Here is a 16,224-nt window from a genome sequence, read left to right on the forward strand (position 1 = left end):
CCTAACAAATTCAAGAAGACTGGAGACAGCAATGGCCGAAGCAAAAGTACTCAGTGGCGCCGGGCTCCGTGGCCAGGTGGCCGGACAAACCGCACTGTCCACCGTGGGCCAGTCGGGCGCAGGCCTGACCTATCGCGGCTACGACGTTCGCGAACTGGCGGCTGACGCACAATTCGAAGAAGTCGCCTACCTGCTGCTGTACGGCGAACTGCCGACCAAGGCGCAGCTGGCGGCTTACATCACCAAGCTGAGCAAGCTGCGTGATCTGCCGCAAGCCTTGAAAGAAGTGCTCGAGCGCATCCCCGCCGATGCTCACCCGATGGATGTGATGCGCACCGGTTGCTCGTTCCTGGGTAACCTGGAACCAGAGCTGGATTTCTCCGAGCAACACGACAAGACCGACCGTCTGCTGGCCGCGTTCCCGGCGATCATGACCTACTGGTATCGCTTCAGCCACGAAGGCAAGCGCATCGATTGCGTGAGCGACGAGCCGTCCATCGGCGGCCACTTCCTGCACCTGCTGCACGGCAAGAAGCCGAGCGAGTTGCATGTCAAAGTGATGAACGTGTCGCTGATCCTTTACGCGGAGCACGAATTCAACGCCTCGACCTTCACCGCACGGGTTTGCGCATCGACCCTGTCCGACCTGTATTCCTGCATCACCGCAGCCATTGGTTCGCTGCGCGGTCCGCTGCACGGTGGCGCCAACGAAGCGGCGATGGAAATGATCGAGCGCTTCTCCTCGCCTGAAGAGGCGGTCGAAGGCACGCTCGGCATGCTGGCGCGCAAGGACAAGATCATGGGCTTCGGCCATGCGATCTATAAGGACAACGATCCGCGTAACGAAGTGATCAAGGGTTGGTCGAAAAAACTCGCCAACGAAGTGGGCGACAAGGTGCTGTTCCCGGTTTCCGAAGCCATCGACGCCACCATGTGGGAACAGAAGAAGCTGTTCCCGAACGCCGACTTCTACCATGCCTCGGCGTACCACTTCATGGGCATCCCGACCAAGTTGTTCACACCGATTTTCGTCTGCTCGCGCCTGACCGGCTGGGCCGCCCACGTGTACGAACAACGCGCCAACAACCGCATCATCCGCCCGAGCGCCGAGTACATCGGCGTCGAACAGCGCAAGTTCGTGCCAATCGAACAACGCTGAATGGTCGGGGCGACGCAGGGATCTGAATAGCGCATCGATCCCTGTAGGAGCGAGCCTGCTCGCGATGGAATGTCATTCACATTGGTGTCGACTGACACACCATCGCGAGCAGGCTCGCTCCCACAGTGGACAGTGTTTACTTCATGCCCGGTGCCAGCCCCACCCTTTGTAATTACCGTGACCGAGTCCTGACGATGAACACAGAATTTCGCAAATCGCTGCCTGGCAGCCATCTGGATTACTTCGACGTCCGTGCGGCTGTCGAAGCCATTCAGCCGGGCGCCTACGACACCCTGCCGTACACCTCCCGCGTGCTGGCGGAAAACCTTGTGCGTCGCTGCGACCCGGCCACGCTCACCGAATCCCTGAAGCAATTCATCGAGCGCAAGCGCGACCTCGACTTCCCGTGGTTCCCGGCCCGCGTGGTGTGCCACGACATTCTCGGCCAGACCGCGCTGGTCGACCTCGCCGGCCTGCGTGACGCCATCGCCCTGCAAGGCGGCGACCCGGCGCAAGTGAACCCGGTGGTGCCGACCCAATTGATCGTCGACCACTCCCTGGCCGTCGAGCGCGGCGGCTTCGATCCGGAAGCGTTCGAAAAGAACCGCGCCATCGAAGATCGTCGCAACGAAGACCGTTTCCACTTCATCAACTGGACCAAGAAGGCGTTCAAGAACGTCGACGTGATTCCGCCGGGCAACGGCATCATGCACCAGATCAACCTGGAGAAAATGTCTCCGGTGATCCAGGTCCGTGATGGCGTGGCGTTCCCCGACACCTGCGTCGGCACCGACAGCCACACCCCGCACGTCGATGCGCTGGGCGTGATCGCCATCGGCGTCGGTGGTCTGGAAGCGGAAAGCGTCATGCTCGGTCGCGCATCGTGGATGCGTCTGCCGGAAAGCGTCGGCGTTGAACTCACTGGCAAGCTGCAGCCGGGCATCACCGCCACCGACATGGTGCTGGCGCTGACCGAGTTCCTGCGCAAGCAAAAAGTCGTCGGCGCATGGCTGGAGTTCTTCGGCGAAGGCGCCGCCGCGCTGACCCTCGGCGACCGCGCGACCATCTCCAACATGGCCCCGGAATACGGCGCCACGGCAGCGATGTTCTACATCGACCAGCAGACCATCGACTACCTCAAGCTGACCGGCCGTGAAGACGAGCAGGTGCAGTTGGTGGAGAACTACGCCAAGACCACGGGTCTCTGGGCTGACAGCCTGAAAGGCGCGCAATACGAGCGCGGCCTGACGTTTGACCTGTCCTCGGTGGTGCGCAACATGGCCGGCCCGAGCAACCCGCACGCCCGTGTCGCGGTGTCGGATCTGGCGGCCAAAGGCATCTCCGGCCAGTGGGACGATGTACCGGGCCAAATGCCTGACGGCGCGGTAATCATCGCGGCCATCACCAGTTGCACCAATACCAGCAACCCACGCAACGTGATCGCTGCCGGCCTGCTGGCGCGCAACGCCAACAAGCTCGGCCTGACCCGCAAGCCATGGGTCAAGTCGTCCCTGGCCCCGGGTTCGAAAACCGTGGCGCTGTACCTCGACGAAGCCGGCCTGACCAGCGAACTGGAACAACTCGGTTTCGGCGTCGTCGCCTTTGCCTGCACCACGTGCAACGGCATGTCCGGTGCGCTGGACCCGGTGATCCAGCAAGAGATCATCGACCGCGACCTGTACGCCACCGCTGTGCTGTCCGGTAACCGCAACTTCGACGGCCGGATCCACCCGTACGCCAAGCAAGCGTTCCTCGCTTCGCCGCCGCTGGTGGTCGCCTACGCCATCGCCGGCACCATCCGCTTCGACATCGAGAAGGATGTGTTGGGCGTGGTCGACGGCAAGGAAATTCGCCTGAAAGACATCTGGCCGAGCGACGAAGAAATCGACGCGGTGGTCAAGGCTTCGGTGAAGCCGGAGCAGTTCCGTCAGGTGTACATCCCGATGTTCGCCATCCACGAAGACACCGGGCCGAAAGTCGCACCGCTGTATGAGTGGCGCGAGATGAGCACCTACATCCGCCGTCCGCCGTACTGGGAAGGCGCGCTGGCCGGCGCCCGTCCGCTCAAGGGCATGCGCCCGCTGGCCGTGCTGCCGGACAACATCACCACCGACCACCTGTCGCCGTCGAACGCGATCATGCTCGACAGCGCCGCCGGTGAATACCTGGCGAAAATGGGCCTGCCGGAAGAGGACTTCAACTCTTACGCGACTCACCGTGGCGACCACCTCACCGCGCAGCGCGCGACCTTCGCCAACCCGAAACTGTTCAACGAAATGGTTCAGGAAAACGGCAAGGTCAAGCAGGGCTCGCTGGCTCGCGTGGAGCCGGAAGGCAAGGTCATGCGCATGTGGGAAGCCATCGAAACCTACATGGACCGCAAGCAGCCGCTGATCATCATCGCCGGTGCCGACTACGGTCAAGGCTCGTCCCGCGACTGGGCGGCGAAGGGCGTGCGCCTGGCGGGCGTGGAGGCGATTGCCGCTGAAGGTTTCGAGCGCATCCACCGCACCAACCTGGTGGGCATGGGCGTGTTGCCGCTGGAGTTCAAGCCGGGCACCAACCGCCACACCCTGGCCATCGACGGCAGCGAAACCTACGACGTCGTCGGTGACCGTACACCGCGCGCCGAGCTGACGCTGGTGATCCATCGCAAGAACGGTGAGCGCGTCGAAGTGCCGGTGACTTGCCGTCTTGATACCGCCGAAGAAGTGTCGATCTACGAGGCCGGCGGCGTGCTGCAACGCTTCGCCCAGGACTTCCTCGAAGAATCGGCGGTTGCCGTTTAACACGCGCTGCACGGACACGGGACTTTGAGTCCCGTGTCTTTTTCCAGATCAGGAGTAATGAGCACCATGGCTCACGCACCGCAAATCAAGATTCCCGCCACCTACATGCGTGGCGGCACCAGCAAAGGCGTGTTCTTCAGCCTGCAAGACTTGCCTGAAGCCGCACAGGTTCCAGGTCCGGCCCGCGACGCCTTGCTGCTGCGCGTGATCGGCAGCCCCGACCCGTACGACAAACAAATCGACGGCATGGGCGGCGCGACGTCGAGCACCAGCAAAACCGTGATCCTGTCGAAAAGCATCAAGGCCGATCACGACGTCGACTACTTGTTCGGCCAAGTCTCCATCGACAAGCCTTTCGTGGACTGGAGCGGCAACTGCGGCAACCTGTCGGCGGCGGTCGGTTCGTTCGCCATCAGCAACGGTCTGGTGGACGCCAGCCGCATTCCGCACAACGGCGTGGCCGTGGTGCGCGTATGGCAGGCCAACATCGGCAAGACCATCATTGCCCACGTGCCGATCACCAACGGCGAAGTGCAGGAAACCGGCGATTTCGAACTCGACGGCGTGACCTTCCCGGCCGCTGAAGTGCAAGTCGAATTCATGGATCCGGCTGCGGAAGAAGAGGGCGGTGGCGGGTCGATGTTCCCGACCGGCAACCTGATCGATGATCTGGAAGTGCCCGGCGTCGGCACCCTCAAGGCGACCATGATCAATGCCGGCATCCCGACGATTTTCGTCAATGCCGAAGACATCGGCTACAAGGGCACCGAGTTGCAGGGCGCGATCAACGGCGATCCAAAGGCTTTGCTGATGTTCGAAACCATCCGTGCCTACGGCGCGCTGCGCATGGGCCTGATTGCCAACATCGACGAAGCCGCCAAGCGCCAGCACACGCCGAAAGTGGCGTTCGTGGCCAAGCCGGCTGACTACGTGTCGTCCAGCGGCAAAACCGTTGCGGCGGGTGATGTGGACCTGCTGGTGCGTGCGTTGTCGATGGGCAAGTTGCACCACGCGATGATGGGCACGGCGGCTGTCGCCATTGGTACCGCGGCGGCGATTTCCGGCACCCTGGTCAACCTTGCGGCGGGCGGCGTGGAACGCAATGCGGTGCGCTTCGGTCACCCGTCCGGCACCTTGCGCGTCGGCGCCGAAGCCAGTCAGGTGAATGGTGAGTGGACCGTGAACAAAGCCATCATGAGCCGCAGTGCGCGGGTGTTGATGGAAGGTTACGTTCGCGTACCGGGTGATTCGTTCTGACGTAAATCTCGATATCACCGCAAACCCTGTGGGAGCGAGCTTGCTCGCGATGAGGCCTTCGCTTTCAGCCTCCTTGTTGGCTGACTCAGCGCTATCGTCGGAACGCCGCCCGGAGCAAGCTCACTCCCACAGTTGATCGAATTTCAGAACAACAAAGCAGTAATCGACCGAGATTGCCCTGAACCGAGGCCCCCTCAACGAAACCAGTGCGGAGTGAAATCGAACATGAGCGCCAACGTTGACCTCAATAATCGCCCGGACTACGACCAGGTTCTGCAGGACATCGCCGATTACGTACTGACCTACACAATCGAGTCCGAGGAAGCCCTCGATACCGCCCGCAACTGCCTGATGGACACCCTCGGCTGCGGGTTGCTGGCCCTGCGTTTTCCCGAATGCACCAAACACCTGGGGCCAATCGTCGAAGGCACCGTCGTGCCGTTTGGCGCTCGCGTGCCCGGTACCAGCTACCGCCTCGATCCGGTCAAGGCCGCCTGGGACATTGGCTGCATCGTCCGCTGGCTGGACTACAACGACACCTGGCTCGCGGCCGAGTGGGGCCATCCGTCGGACAACCTCGGCGGCATACTCGCGGTGGCCGATCACGTGTCGCAAAAGCGCCTGGCCCAGGGTGACGCGCCGTTGACGGTTCGCACGGTGCTGGAAGCGATGATCATGGCCCATGAGATACAAGGCGTGATGGCGCTGGAAAATTCGTTCAATCGCGTAGGCCTCGACCACGTCATTCTGGTGAAAGTCGCCTCGACGGCGCTCACCGCCAGGCTCATGGGCGCCAATCGCGAGCAGTTGCTCTCGGCGTTGTCCCACGCCTTCGCCGACGGCCAGGCGCTGCGCACCTATCGCCATGCACCGAATGCCGGCTCGCGCAAATCCTGGGCGGCGGGGGATGCGTCCAGTCGTGGTGTTCGTCTGGCGGACATCGCCATGCGCGGCGAGATGGGCATTCCTGGTGTGTTGAGTGCCAAACAATGGGGCTTTTACGACGTGTTGTTCAGTCACACCAACAACGATCTGGCGCTCAAGCCCGCAGACAAACGGGCTTTCGGTTTCTCGCGGGCATACGGCAGTTATGTGATGGAAAACGTGCTGTTCAAGATCAGTTTTCCCGCCGAGTTCCACGCACAAACAGCCTGTGAAGCCGCGGTGACCCTGCATCCGCAGGTGCGAAACCGCCTGCACGAAATCGACCGGATCGTCATCACCACCCACGAATCTGCAATACGCATCATTTCCAAGGTTGGCCCCTTGGCCAATGCCGCCGACCGCGATCACTGCCTCCAGTACATGACCGCGGTGCCACTGGTCTTCGGCAACCTGGTGGCCGAGCATTACGAAGATGACTTCCACAAGGCACATCCGATCATCGATGTGTTGCGCGAGAAAATGGTCATCGTCGAAAACCCGGTGTACACCCGTGAGTACCTGGAGGCCGACAAGCGTTCGATCGCCAATGCCATTCAGGTGTTTTTCAAGGACGGCACCAGCACCGAGAACGTGGTGGTGGAGTACCCGATTGGGCATCGGCGGCGCCGTGTCGAGGGTATTCCTTTGTTGGAGGACAAATTCAGGGCGAACCTGCTGACACGATTCACGGGGCAGCGCAGTGGGGAGATTTTCGCGTTGTGCAAGGATCAGGCGAGGCTTGAAGCAACGCCTGTGAATCGGTTTGTGGATTTGTTTGTTATCTAGGAGACCGCGTTATCGTTCAATCGCGAGCAGGCTCGCACACAGGGTTTTGTTGTGAATGCAAAATCTGCATACATCAGATAACCCTGTGGGAGCGGGCTTGCCCGCGAAGGCGTCAGATCAGACGCCGCATGATTATTTGAAGCGTCGCTCGACGCCTTTTTCCACGAGGATCTTCGCCGAAATCTCTTCAACGGAAAAATGCGTGGAGTTGATGTGCGGAATGTTCTCGCGGCGGAACAGGTTCTCCACTTCGCGCACTTCGAACTCGCATTGGGCGTAGCTCGAATAGCGGCTGTTGGGCTTGCGCTCGTTACGGATCGCGGTGAGGCGATCCGGGTCGATGGTCAGGCCGAACAGCTTGTGCTGGTGGGCACGCAGGGCACTTGGCAGTTGCAGGCGCTCCATGTCGTCCTCGGTCAGCGGGTAGTTGGCGGCGCGGATACCGAACTGCATGGCCATGTACAGGCAGGTGGGTGTCTTGCCGCAGCGCGACACGCCCACCAGGATCAGGTCGGCCTTGTCGTAATAATGCGTGCGGGCGCCGTCGTCGTTGTCGAGGGCGAAGTTCACTGCCTCGATCCGCTCCATGTAATTGGTGTTGGAGCCGATGGAGTGGGATTTGCCGACGGTGTAGGAAGAATGCTCGGTCAGTTCCTGTTCGAGAGGCGCCAGGAAGGTCGAGAAGATGTCGATCATGAAACCATTGGAAGTCGCGAGGATCTCACGAATGTCCTGATTGACGATGGTGTCGAAGATAATCGGACGGAAGCCGTCGGTTTCGGCGGCTTTGTTGATTTGTTGTACCATGGCCCGGGCTTTATCCGCGCTGTCGATGTACGGCCGCGTGAATTTGCTGAAGGTAATGTTTTCGAACTGCGCCAGGAGGCTTTGACCCAGGGTTTCGGCGGTAATGCCGGTGCCATCGGAGATAAAGAAAGCAGATCGTTTCATTTGCACCTTGGGCCTTAAGCTAGTGACGAATCTTGGATATGATAGGCGCGATTTGTCGGCCGCCAATGGCCCGCATTCTCACTTATTTTCCAGGTCCAGGCCATACAGCTGGCAAACGCTCTTCCGAGCAGCCGGCTTCTGAGCTTTTCCAACACAGTTAGTGGAGAGATCACCTTGGTAGAGTACGTAGTTTCCCTCGATAAGCTCGGCGTCCATGATGTGGAGCATGTGGGGGGCAAGAACGCATCCCTGGGCGAGATGATCAGCAACCTTGCGGGTGCCGGTGTATCGGTGCCCGGTGGCTTCGCCACGACCGCTCAGGCTTATCGTGATTTCCTGGAACTGAGCGGCCTGAACCAGCAGATTCACGACGCCCTTGATGCCCTGGACGTCGACGACGTGAATGCCCTGGCCAAGACCGGTGCCCAGATCCGTCAATGGATCATGGAAGCCGAGTTCCCTGAAAAACTGAATACCGAAATCCGCACGGCGTTCGCCGCGTTGTCCGCGGGCAATCCTGACATGGCCGTGGCCGTGCGTTCTTCCGCGACCGCCGAAGACCTGCCGGACGCTTCCTTCGCCGGCCAGCAGGAAACTTTCCTGAACATCCGGGGCGTCGAAAACGTCATTCGCGCCGCCAAAGAGGTGTTCGCCTCGCTGTTCAACGACCGCGCCATTTCCTATCGCGTGCACCAGGGCTTCGACCACAAGCTCGTTGCCCTGTCGGCCGGCGTGCAGCGCATGGTCCGTTCCGAAACCGGCACTGCCGGCGTGATGTTCACCCTCGATACCGAATCGGGTTTCCGTGACGTGGTGTTCATCACCGGCGCCTACGGCCTGGGTGAAACCGTCGTGCAAGGCGCGGTGAACCCGGATGAGTTCTACGTGCACAAGGGCACGCTGGCCGCCGGTCGTCCGGCAATCCTGCGCCGCAACCTGGGCAGCAAGGCCATCAAGATGATCTACGGCGACGAGGCCAAGGCCGGTCGTTCGGTCAAGACCGTCGATGTCGACAAGGCCGATCGCGCGCGTTTCTGCCTGACCGACGCCGAAGTCAGCGAACTGGCCAAGCAGGCGATGATCATCGAGAAGCACTACAAGTGCCCGATGGACATCGAATGGGCCAAGGATGGTGACGACGGCAAGCTGTATATCGTGCAGGCCCGTCCGGAAACCGTGAAGAGCCGCACCCAGGCAAACGTCATGGAACGTTACCTGTTGAAAGAAACCGGCACCGTGCTGGTGGAAGGTCGTGCCATCGGCCAGCGCATCGGCGCCGGCAAGGTCCGCATCATCAAGGACGTGTCCGAGATGGACAAGGTCCAGCCAGGCGACGTGCTGGTTTCCGACATGACCGACCCGGACTGGGAACCGGTCATGAAGCGTGCCAGCGCCATCGTCACCAACCGTGGCGGTCGTACCTGCCACGCGGCGATCATCGCCCGTGAACTGGGTATCCCGGCCGTGGTCGGTTGCGGTAACGCCACCCAGCTGCTGAAAGACGGCCAGGGCGTGACCGTTTCCTGCGCAGAAGGCGACACCGGTTTCATCTTCGAAGGCGAACTGGGCTTCGACATCAAGAAGAACTCCGTGGACGCCATGCCGGAGCTGCCGTTCAAGATCATGATGAACGTCGGCAACCCGGACCGTGCCTTCGACTTCGCACAGCTGCCGAACGCCGGTGTGGGCCTGGCCCGTCTGGAGTTCATCATCAACCGCATGATCGGCGTGCACCCCAAGGCACTGCTGAACTACGCCGGTCTGCCGCTGGACATCAAGGAAAGCGTCGACAAGCGTATCACCGGTTACAACGATCCGGTCGGTTTCTATGTCGAGAAACTGGTTGAAGGCATCAGCACCCTGGCGGCGGCGTTCTGGCCGAAGAAGGTCATCGTGCGTCTGTCGGACTTCAAGTCCAACGAATACGCCAACCTGATCGGCGGCAAGCTCTACGAACCGGAAGAAGAAAACCCGATGCTGGGCTTCCGTGGCGCTTCGCGTTACATCAGCGAATCGTTCCGTGACTGCTTCGAACTCGAATGCCGTGCTCTCAAGCGCGTTCGCAACGAGATGGGCCTGACCAACGTCGAAATCATGGTGCCGTTCGTCCGTACCCTGGGCGAAGCGAGCCAGGTTGTGGACCTGCTGGCGGAAAACGGCCTGGCCCGTGGCGACAACGGTCTGCGCGTCATCATGATGTGCGAACTGCCGTCCAACGCCATCCTGGCTGAAGAGTTCCTCGAGTTCTTCGACGGGTTCTCCATCGGCTCCAACGACCTGACCCAGCTGACCCTGGGCCTGGACCGCGACTCCGGGATCATCGCGCACCTGTTCGACGAGCGTAACCCGGCGGTCAAGAAGCTGCTGGCCAACGCCATTGCCGCGTGCAACAAGGCCGGCAAGTACATCGGCATTTGCGGTCAGGGCCCTTCGGACCACCCGGACCTGGCCAAATGGCTGATGGAACAAGGCATCGAAAGCGTGTCGTTGAACCCTGATTCCGTACTGGAAACCTGGTTCTTCCTGGCTGAGGGTCAGGCGCAAGCTTGATCCGGTGTAAACGGGCCGCTCTCTGTCGGAGCGAGCCTGCTCGCGATGGTCGTAAACGATAACGCGTGTTTACTCGATAAACGCGTTGTTCTGGAGTCCATCGCGAGCGGGCTCGCTCCCACCGGGGGCGGTGCCTTTAAGATTCAAGTAGGGCGGGCTCCTCCGGATGCCGCCCTTTTTTGTGCAAGAGCTTATGCAAAGCAGCAGCAACCTATTTCCTGTCGCCCTGATCAGCGCCGAGCGGCGCGGTGATCTGAGCGAAGATGTTTATCGTTTAAAACCCGGCAACAGCCCCGACGGCACCGTCGAAATCGCGGTGACTCGCCTCGGCATGGCCGATGAGCCGGCGGTGCGTGGCGTGCCGGTTATCCTGCTGCACGGCAGTTTTTCCAATCGACGCTTCTGGTTTTCTCCGAAAGGGCTGGGTCTCGGTGCCTATCTGACGCGCCTGGGCTTCGACGTGTGGATTCCGGAGATGCGTGGTCACGGCTTGTCCCAGCGCAACCGCAACTACCGCAAGAACCGCGTCGCCGACTACGCTCGTTACGATCTTCCGGCCATCGGCGCGTTTGTGCGTGAGCAAAGCGGCCAGGTGCCGCACTGGATCGGTCACTCGCTGGGTGGCATCACCCTGGCGGCAGCGCTGGGCGGTGAATACATCGGTGAGCCCGTGGTCGCGTCAGCGGCGTTCTTTGGCACTCAGGTCAGCCGGACCTACTGGCCACTGAAGATTCCACCGGTGGAGTGGAGTGGGCGCTTCATTCTCAAGCGTTTTGCCCAGCTGTCGGGTTCGCGGCTCAAGCGCGGCCCGGAGGACGAGCCGATTGGCCTGGCCCTGGAAAGCATGCGCTGGTACGGCCTGTTCGGGCGCTTTGGTGATGCCGACAAGAACTGGTGGGCGGGTCTGGCCGAGGTTAAATTGCCGGTACTGGCGGTGAGTGCCGCCGGTGATCATCAGGACCCGGCCTGGGCTTGTCGCAAGCTGTTCGATCAGCTGGGTTCAGAGCACAAGCAATTTATCAACCTGGGTCGCGAGCAGGGCTTTGCCGACAATTTTGGCCACGTGGAAATGTTGGTCAGCAAAGCCGCGCAGGCTGAAGTCTGGCCGCTGGTGGCCCGTTGGCTGGCGGATCAGCAAACCCCTCTGCCGGGTGCAGAAGCGGATTTGGCTGCGGTGATTTGAATTGGCCGCTCTATCAAGGGCATTTCGCTCTGATCGGCTAGCGGCTAAGATATGACGCATTGAGCTGTTCTGGTCATTTTCGATGACTGAGTCATCAGTGATGTTCGTGCTGTCTTCCTCTTAACAGGAGTTTCTCGATGAATCATTACCTCACGCCTGACCTGTGCGACGCCTATCCGGAGCTGGTGCAGGTGCTGGAACCGATGTTCAGCAATTTCGGTGGTCGGGATTCCTTCGGCGGCGAAATCGTGACCATCAAATGCTTCGAAGACAACTCGCTGGTCAAGGAGCAAGTCGAGCTCAAAGGTAATGGCAAGGTGCTGGTGGTCGATGGCGGAGGCTCCCTGCGTCGTGCATTGCTGGGTGACATGCTGGCCGAGAAAGCCGCGAACAACGGCTGGGAAGGGCTGGTGATCTACGGTTGCATCCGTGACGTCGACGTGATCGCGCAAACCGATCTGGGGGTTCAGGCTTTGGCCAGCCACCCGATGAAAACCGACAAGCGCGGTATCGGCGATCTGAACGTGGCCGTGACCTTTGCTGGCGTGACCTTCCATCCGGGCCATTACATCTATGCGGACAACAACGGCGTGATTATCTCGCCTAGTCCGCTGAAAATGCCTGAGTAAGCTTTGACCGAAGGAATGCGGATGTTTGAGGAAGAAAACGCGCAATGGGGGCTGGTTCATGCCCTGGTACTGGATGGTAAAGGTGGCGCGCGTTCGATAGCCCGGACTGAACTCGATGAATTGCAGCTGCAGGCCCATGAAAGCCTGTGGCTGCATTGGGATCGCAGTCATCCGCAGACCCAGACCTGGCTGCGCAAATCCAGTGGTCTGAGTGAGTTCAGCTGTGATCTGCTGCTGGAAGAAAACACCCGACCGCGTCTTTTACAGCTTTCGGACAGCGAACTGCTGCTATTTTTGCGCGGGGTCAATCTGAATCCGGGTGCCGAGCCTGAAGACATGGTCTCGGTGCGGATCTTCGGGTCTGCCCAGCGCGTCATTTCCTTGCGTTTGCGCCCATTGCGCGCCACGGATGAGTTGCTGGTGCAACTGGCGGATGGCAAAGGACCAAAAACGGCCTCCGAACTCATCCTGTATATGGCGCAGTACTTGACCAACAAGGTGCAGGATCTGGTCAGCGACCTCTCGGAAGTGGTCGATGAGGAAGAAGAAAAACTCGATGCCGACGAACGGTACACACCCGAGCATGGAGCGATTTTACAGATCCGTCGGCGAGCGGCTGCGTTGAAGCGGTTTCTCGCTCCGCAGCGGGATATTTTTGGTCAGCTGACACGGATCAAATTGCCCTGGTTCGTCGACGACGATGGTGATTACTGGAACGAATTGAACAACAGCCTGACCCGCTATCTGGAAGAGCTGGAATTGACCCGGGAGCGGGTGGGGCTGGTCCTGGAGGCTGAAGACCGGCGTTTGAGCGTGCGCATGAACCGCACGATGTACCGCTTCGGGATCATCACCGGGATTTTTTTGCCGATGAGTTTTCTGACCGGTCTGCTGGGAATCAACGTCGGTGGAATCCCGTTCTCGGGGAACCCTTACGGGTTCGTGATTGCCTGCCTGATAATGGTCGTGGTGGCCTTGGGGCAGTGGTGGTTGTTCCGCCGTTTGCGCTGGGTTTGAACGTGAGCCATGTGACCTGGGCAAATTTGATCGCGTCTTTCACAGACATCACGAGAGGTGCGTATGCACGATCCGTTTGAACAGTCTTTGCGTGACATGCTCAAGGCGTCTCCGTCCACCCGGGACGACGATGCTTGCCTTGGTCGTGTACTGAAAACCGCCAATCGCCAGGTCGGCGCCGGTGATTTGTTCAGCCTGCTGGGCCGTTGGTTGCCCGCCCTGATGATTGCCCTTAATAACGGATCGGCCCATGTGGCGCCCGTATCCCGCCTACGTAAACCTACCGCCCGCACTGCTGATAAGGCTGATTGAATATGGAACTTGATCTCTGGACTCAGAGCCTCGTCACTGCAATGACTGCGTTATGGACCAAGGTTGCGAACTTCATTCCGAACCTGTTTGGCGCACTGGTCGTGCTGCTGTTGGGTTTTGTCGTGGCCAAATTGCTGGACACGCTGCTCTCCAAGTTGCTGGCCAAACTGGGCCTCGATCGCCTGATGGGCGGCACCGGTCTGACCAAGTTGCTGTCTCGGGCAGGCCTTCAGGTACCGATCTCGACGCTGATCGGCAAGATCGTCTATTGGTTCGTTTTGCTGATTTTTCTGGTTTCTGCCGCAGAATCCCTTGGACTTGAGCGAGTTTCAGCTACGCTGGACATGCTCGCGTTGTATTTGCCGAAAGTGTTTGGCGCAGCGCTGGTGTTGCTGGTGGGAGTCTTGCTGGCGCAACTGGCCAACGGGCTGGTGCGCGGCGCGGCGGAAGGCGTGGGCCTGGACTACGCTTCCGGCCTGGGGCGAATTGCCCAGGGACTGGTCATCATCATCAGTATTTCGGTCGCGATCAGCCAGTTGGAGGTCAAGACTGACCTGCTCAACCATGTGATTGTGATTGTTTTGATTACCGTTGGTCTGGCGGTTGCGCTGGCCATGGGATTGGGAAGCCGGGAAATTGCCGGTCAGATTCTTGCGGGAATCTATGTGCGTGAGTTGTACCAGGTTGGGCAACAAGTACGTGTTGGCGAGGTCGAAGGCCAGATCGAAGAGATCGGCACGGTTAAAACCACATTGCTGACCGATGAGGGTGAGCTAGTCTCTCTTTCCAATCGGATCCTGCTTGAGCAGCATGTGAGTAGCCGCTAACCCGGCAAACCCTGCTAATGTATGCCGCCGCAAAATGCCCGCTGATGCTGGCTGCGGCGGACATTGACCTGACTGTCGGCCCGACTTGTTTTGAATAAAGCCCAATCGCTATCCATGCGCTACGACCCCCGCGAGCTCTCTGATGAGGAGTTGGTCGCGCGCTCGCACACCGAGCTGTTTCACGTGACGCGCGCCTACGAAGAGTTGATGCGGCGTTACCAACGAACATTATTTAACGTCTGCGCACGATATCTCGGGAACGATCGCGACGCAGACGATGTCTGTCAGGAAGTGATGTTGAAGGTGCTGTACGGCTTGAAGAACTTCGAGGGCAAATCGAAGTTCAAGACATGGCTATATAGCATCACTTACAACGAATGCATCACACAGTATCGGAAGGAACGGCGAAAGCGTCGCTTGATGGACGCCTTGAGTCTTGACCCCCTTGAGGAGGCGTCCGAAGAAAAGGCGCCGAAACCCGAGGAAAAGGGTGGACTCGATCGCTGGCTGGTGTATGTGAACCCGATTGACCGCGAAATTCTGGTGCTACGATTTGTCGCAGAGCTGGAGTTTCAGGAGATCGCAGACATCATGCACATGGGTTTGAGTGCAACAAAAATGCGGTACAAACGCGCTCTAGATAAATTGCGTGAGAAATTTGCAGGCATTGCTGAAACTTAGTTCAGCGCAAATATCTCTTACGTGTAGGCAAGTTCTGTTAGACTTGCCGCCGAGTTGTCCCCCGGTTTGCGGGACTGCTTCACAATCACCAGATGGGGATTTAACGGATGAAACTGAAAAACACCTTGGGCTTGGCCATTGGTACTCTTATTGCCGCTACTTCGTTCGGCGCTCTGGCACAAGGCCAAGGCGCAGTTGAAGGCGAGCTCAACTACGGGAAAAAGTACAACGACAGCGTCAAGAACGTTGAAGATGGCTACACTCCTGGCGCTTCCATCGGTTACTTCTTGACCGACGACGTGTCGTTGAACGCGACCTACAACGCCGATGACTACACCCGTTCGAACAACGGCACTGGCCATCAGAAAATCGAAGGCGACCAGTTCGGTCTGAACGCTCAGTACCACTTCAACAACGCTGGCGACGCTCTGCGTCCTTACGTTCAAGGTGGTGTTAAGCACGGCAGCATGACCAACGTAGCCGCTGATGGCCACACCGGTCGTGACCAGTCGACTTTCCTGACCGCTGGCGGTGGTGTTAAGTACTACTTCCTCGAGAACGTTTACGCCCGTGCTGGCGTAGAAGCTGACTACAAGCTGGACAACGGCAAGTGGGACTACATCCCGTCCGTAGGTCTGGGCGTGAACTTCGGTGGCGGCAACAAGCCTGCTCCAGCTCCAGTTCCAGCACCGGCTCCAGAGCCAGCGCCAGTTGCAGAAGCTCCAGTTGCTGAGGTTGTTCGTGTTGAGCTGGACGTCAAGTTCGACTTCAACAAGTCGGTCGTTAAGCCAAACAGCTACGCTGACATCAAAAACCTGGCTGACTTCATGAAGCAGTACCCATCGACCACCACTACTGTTGAAGGTCACACCGACAACGTCGGTCCTGACGCTTACAACCAGAAACTGTCCGAGCGTCGTGCAAACGCCGTTAAACAAGTTCTGACCAACCAGTACGGTGTTTCGCCATCCCGCGTTCAGTCGGTTGGCTACGGCAAATCCCGCCCAGTTGCTGACAACAGCACTGAAGCTGGTCGCGCTGTTAACCGTCGCGTAGAAGCGAAGGTTGAAGCTCAAGCTCAGTAATTAGCTTGCAGCTCTGAAAAGCCCGGCTTAGGCCGGGCTTTTCTTTGTCTGCGATTTGATGAAGCAACGGGCAA

Annotated in this window: 13 protein-coding genes; 12 read left to right on the forward strand and 1 reads right to left on the reverse strand. The window is 59.4% G+C overall.

What is annotated here, in order from left to right; translation table 11 throughout:
- The first annotated feature begins 31 nt into the window (after window positions 1–31).
- The 4 genes from prpC to prpD all read left to right on the forward strand — a co-directional run bounded on the left by prpC (window position 32) and on the right by prpD (window position 6,915).
- Window positions 32–1,159, forward strand: a complete 1,128-nt coding sequence (gene prpC, locus ACVWYU_RS20645; RefSeq protein WP_247256114.1) for a bifunctional 2-methylcitrate synthase/citrate synthase — start codon at window positions 32–34, stop codon at window positions 1,157–1,159.
- 194 nt (window positions 1,160–1,353) lie between these two features.
- Complete coding sequence (acnD, locus tag ACVWYU_RS20650) at window positions 1,354–3,948, forward strand: Fe/S-dependent 2-methylisocitrate dehydratase AcnD (protein WP_090323973.1); 2,595 nt, start codon at window positions 1,354–1,356, stop codon at window positions 3,946–3,948.
- A 66-nt stretch (window positions 3,949–4,014) separates the two neighbouring features.
- A complete protein-coding gene (gene prpF, locus ACVWYU_RS20655; RefSeq protein ID WP_247256113.1) occupies window positions 4,015–5,205 on the forward strand; it encodes a 2-methylaconitate cis-trans isomerase PrpF in 1,191 nt (396 codons plus the stop codon).
- A 225-nt stretch (window positions 5,206–5,430) separates the two neighbouring features.
- Window positions 5,431–6,915 (forward strand): 2-methylcitrate dehydratase, encoded by a 1,485-nt coding sequence (prpD, locus tag ACVWYU_RS20660; RefSeq protein WP_457373552.1) that lies wholly within the window; start codon window positions 5,431–5,433, stop codon window positions 6,913–6,915.
- A 132-nt stretch (window positions 6,916–7,047) separates the two neighbouring features.
- Here prpD and ppsR read toward each other — a convergent pair whose 3' ends face one another.
- The gene (ppsR, locus tag ACVWYU_RS20665) at window positions 7,048–7,866 is read right to left on the reverse strand and encodes a posphoenolpyruvate synthetase regulatory kinase/phosphorylase PpsR (RefSeq protein WP_090323970.1); all 819 of its coding nucleotides are present in this window, start codon (window positions 7,864–7,866) and stop codon (window positions 7,048–7,050) included.
- A gap of 174 nt (window positions 7,867–8,040) precedes the next feature.
- Here ppsR and ppsA point away from each other — a divergent pair, with 174 nt between their 5' ends.
- From ppsA to ACVWYU_RS20705, 8 genes are all read left to right on the forward strand, one after another.
- The gene (gene ppsA, locus ACVWYU_RS20670; RefSeq protein WP_457373553.1) at window positions 8,041–10,416 is read left to right on the forward strand and encodes a phosphoenolpyruvate synthase; all 2,376 of its coding nucleotides are present in this window, start codon (window positions 8,041–8,043) and stop codon (window positions 10,414–10,416) included.
- A 193-nt stretch (window positions 10,417–10,609) separates the two neighbouring features.
- Complete coding sequence (locus tag ACVWYU_RS20675) at window positions 10,610–11,599, forward strand: alpha/beta fold hydrolase (protein ID WP_090323967.1); 990 nt, start codon at window positions 10,610–10,612, stop codon at window positions 11,597–11,599.
- 137 nt (window positions 11,600–11,736) lie between these two features.
- Window positions 11,737–12,228 carry a ribonuclease E activity regulator RraA gene (gene rraA / locus ACVWYU_RS20680; RefSeq protein ID WP_090323966.1) on the forward strand — a complete coding sequence of 164 codons (492 nt, stop codon included), beginning with the start codon at window positions 11,737–11,739 and terminating at the stop codon, window positions 12,226–12,228.
- A gap of 21 nt (window positions 12,229–12,249) precedes the next feature.
- The gene (locus ACVWYU_RS20685) at window positions 12,250–13,245 is read left to right on the forward strand and encodes a zinc transporter ZntB (RefSeq protein WP_247256110.1); all 996 of its coding nucleotides are present in this window, start codon (window positions 12,250–12,252) and stop codon (window positions 13,243–13,245) included.
- Window positions 13,246–13,308: 63 nt separating this feature from the next.
- Window positions 13,309–13,557, forward strand: a complete 249-nt coding sequence (locus ACVWYU_RS20690) for a hypothetical protein (RefSeq protein ID WP_020801096.1) — start codon at window positions 13,309–13,311, stop codon at window positions 13,555–13,557.
- A gap of 2 nt (window positions 13,558–13,559) precedes the next feature.
- On the forward strand, window positions 13,560–14,384 hold the full coding sequence (locus ACVWYU_RS20695) for a mechanosensitive ion channel family protein (protein ID WP_008048604.1): 825 nt from the start codon (window positions 13,560–13,562) through the stop codon (window positions 14,382–14,384).
- 90 nt (window positions 14,385–14,474) lie between these two features.
- On the forward strand, window positions 14,475–15,065 hold the full coding sequence (gene sigX / locus ACVWYU_RS20700) for an RNA polymerase sigma factor SigX (protein ID WP_075949123.1): 591 nt from the start codon (window positions 14,475–14,477) through the stop codon (window positions 15,063–15,065).
- 107 nt (window positions 15,066–15,172) lie between these two features.
- Window positions 15,173–16,150: an OmpA family protein gene (locus tag ACVWYU_RS20705; protein WP_247256109.1), complete on the forward strand. Its 978-nt coding sequence runs from the start codon at window positions 15,173–15,175 to the stop codon at window positions 16,148–16,150.
- The last annotated feature ends 74 nt before the right edge of the window (window positions 16,151–16,224 follow it).

It is taken from the genome of Pseudomonas sp. TE12234 (assembly GCF_054061835.1).

What these genes read in the sequence shown, in the direction of transcription:
- rraA (WP_090323966.1), top strand. Translation starts at nt 11,737, where the DNA reads ATGAATCATTACCTCACGCCTGACCTGTGCGACGCCTATCCGGAGCTG.
- prpC (WP_247256114.1), top strand. Translation starts at nt 32, where the DNA reads ATGGCCGAAGCAAAAGTACTCAGTGGCGCCGGGCTCCGTGGCCAGGTG.
- prpF (WP_247256113.1), top strand. Translation starts at nt 4,015, where the DNA reads ATGGCTCACGCACCGCAAATCAAGATTCCCGCCACCTACATGCGTGGC.
- ACVWYU_RS20690 (WP_020801096.1), top strand. Translation starts at nt 13,309, where the DNA reads ATGCACGATCCGTTTGAACAGTCTTTGCGTGACATGCTCAAGGCGTCT.
- ACVWYU_RS20675 (WP_090323967.1), top strand. Translation starts at nt 10,610, where the DNA reads ATGCAAAGCAGCAGCAACCTATTTCCTGTCGCCCTGATCAGCGCCGAG.
- acnD (WP_090323973.1), top strand. Translation starts at nt 1,354, where the DNA reads ATGAACACAGAATTTCGCAAATCGCTGCCTGGCAGCCATCTGGATTAC.
- ACVWYU_RS20705 (WP_247256109.1), top strand. Translation starts at nt 15,173, where the DNA reads ATGAAACTGAAAAACACCTTGGGCTTGGCCATTGGTACTCTTATTGCC.
- ACVWYU_RS20685 (WP_247256110.1), top strand. Translation starts at nt 12,250, where the DNA reads ATGTTTGAGGAAGAAAACGCGCAATGGGGGCTGGTTCATGCCCTGGTA.
- prpD (WP_457373552.1), top strand. Translation starts at nt 5,431, where the DNA reads ATGAGCGCCAACGTTGACCTCAATAATCGCCCGGACTACGACCAGGTT.
- ACVWYU_RS20695 (WP_008048604.1), top strand. Translation starts at nt 13,560, where the DNA reads ATGGAACTTGATCTCTGGACTCAGAGCCTCGTCACTGCAATGACTGCG.
- ppsR (WP_090323970.1), bottom strand. Translation starts at nt 7,866, where the DNA reads ATGAAACGATCTGCTTTCTTTATCTCCGATGGCACCGGCATTACCGCC.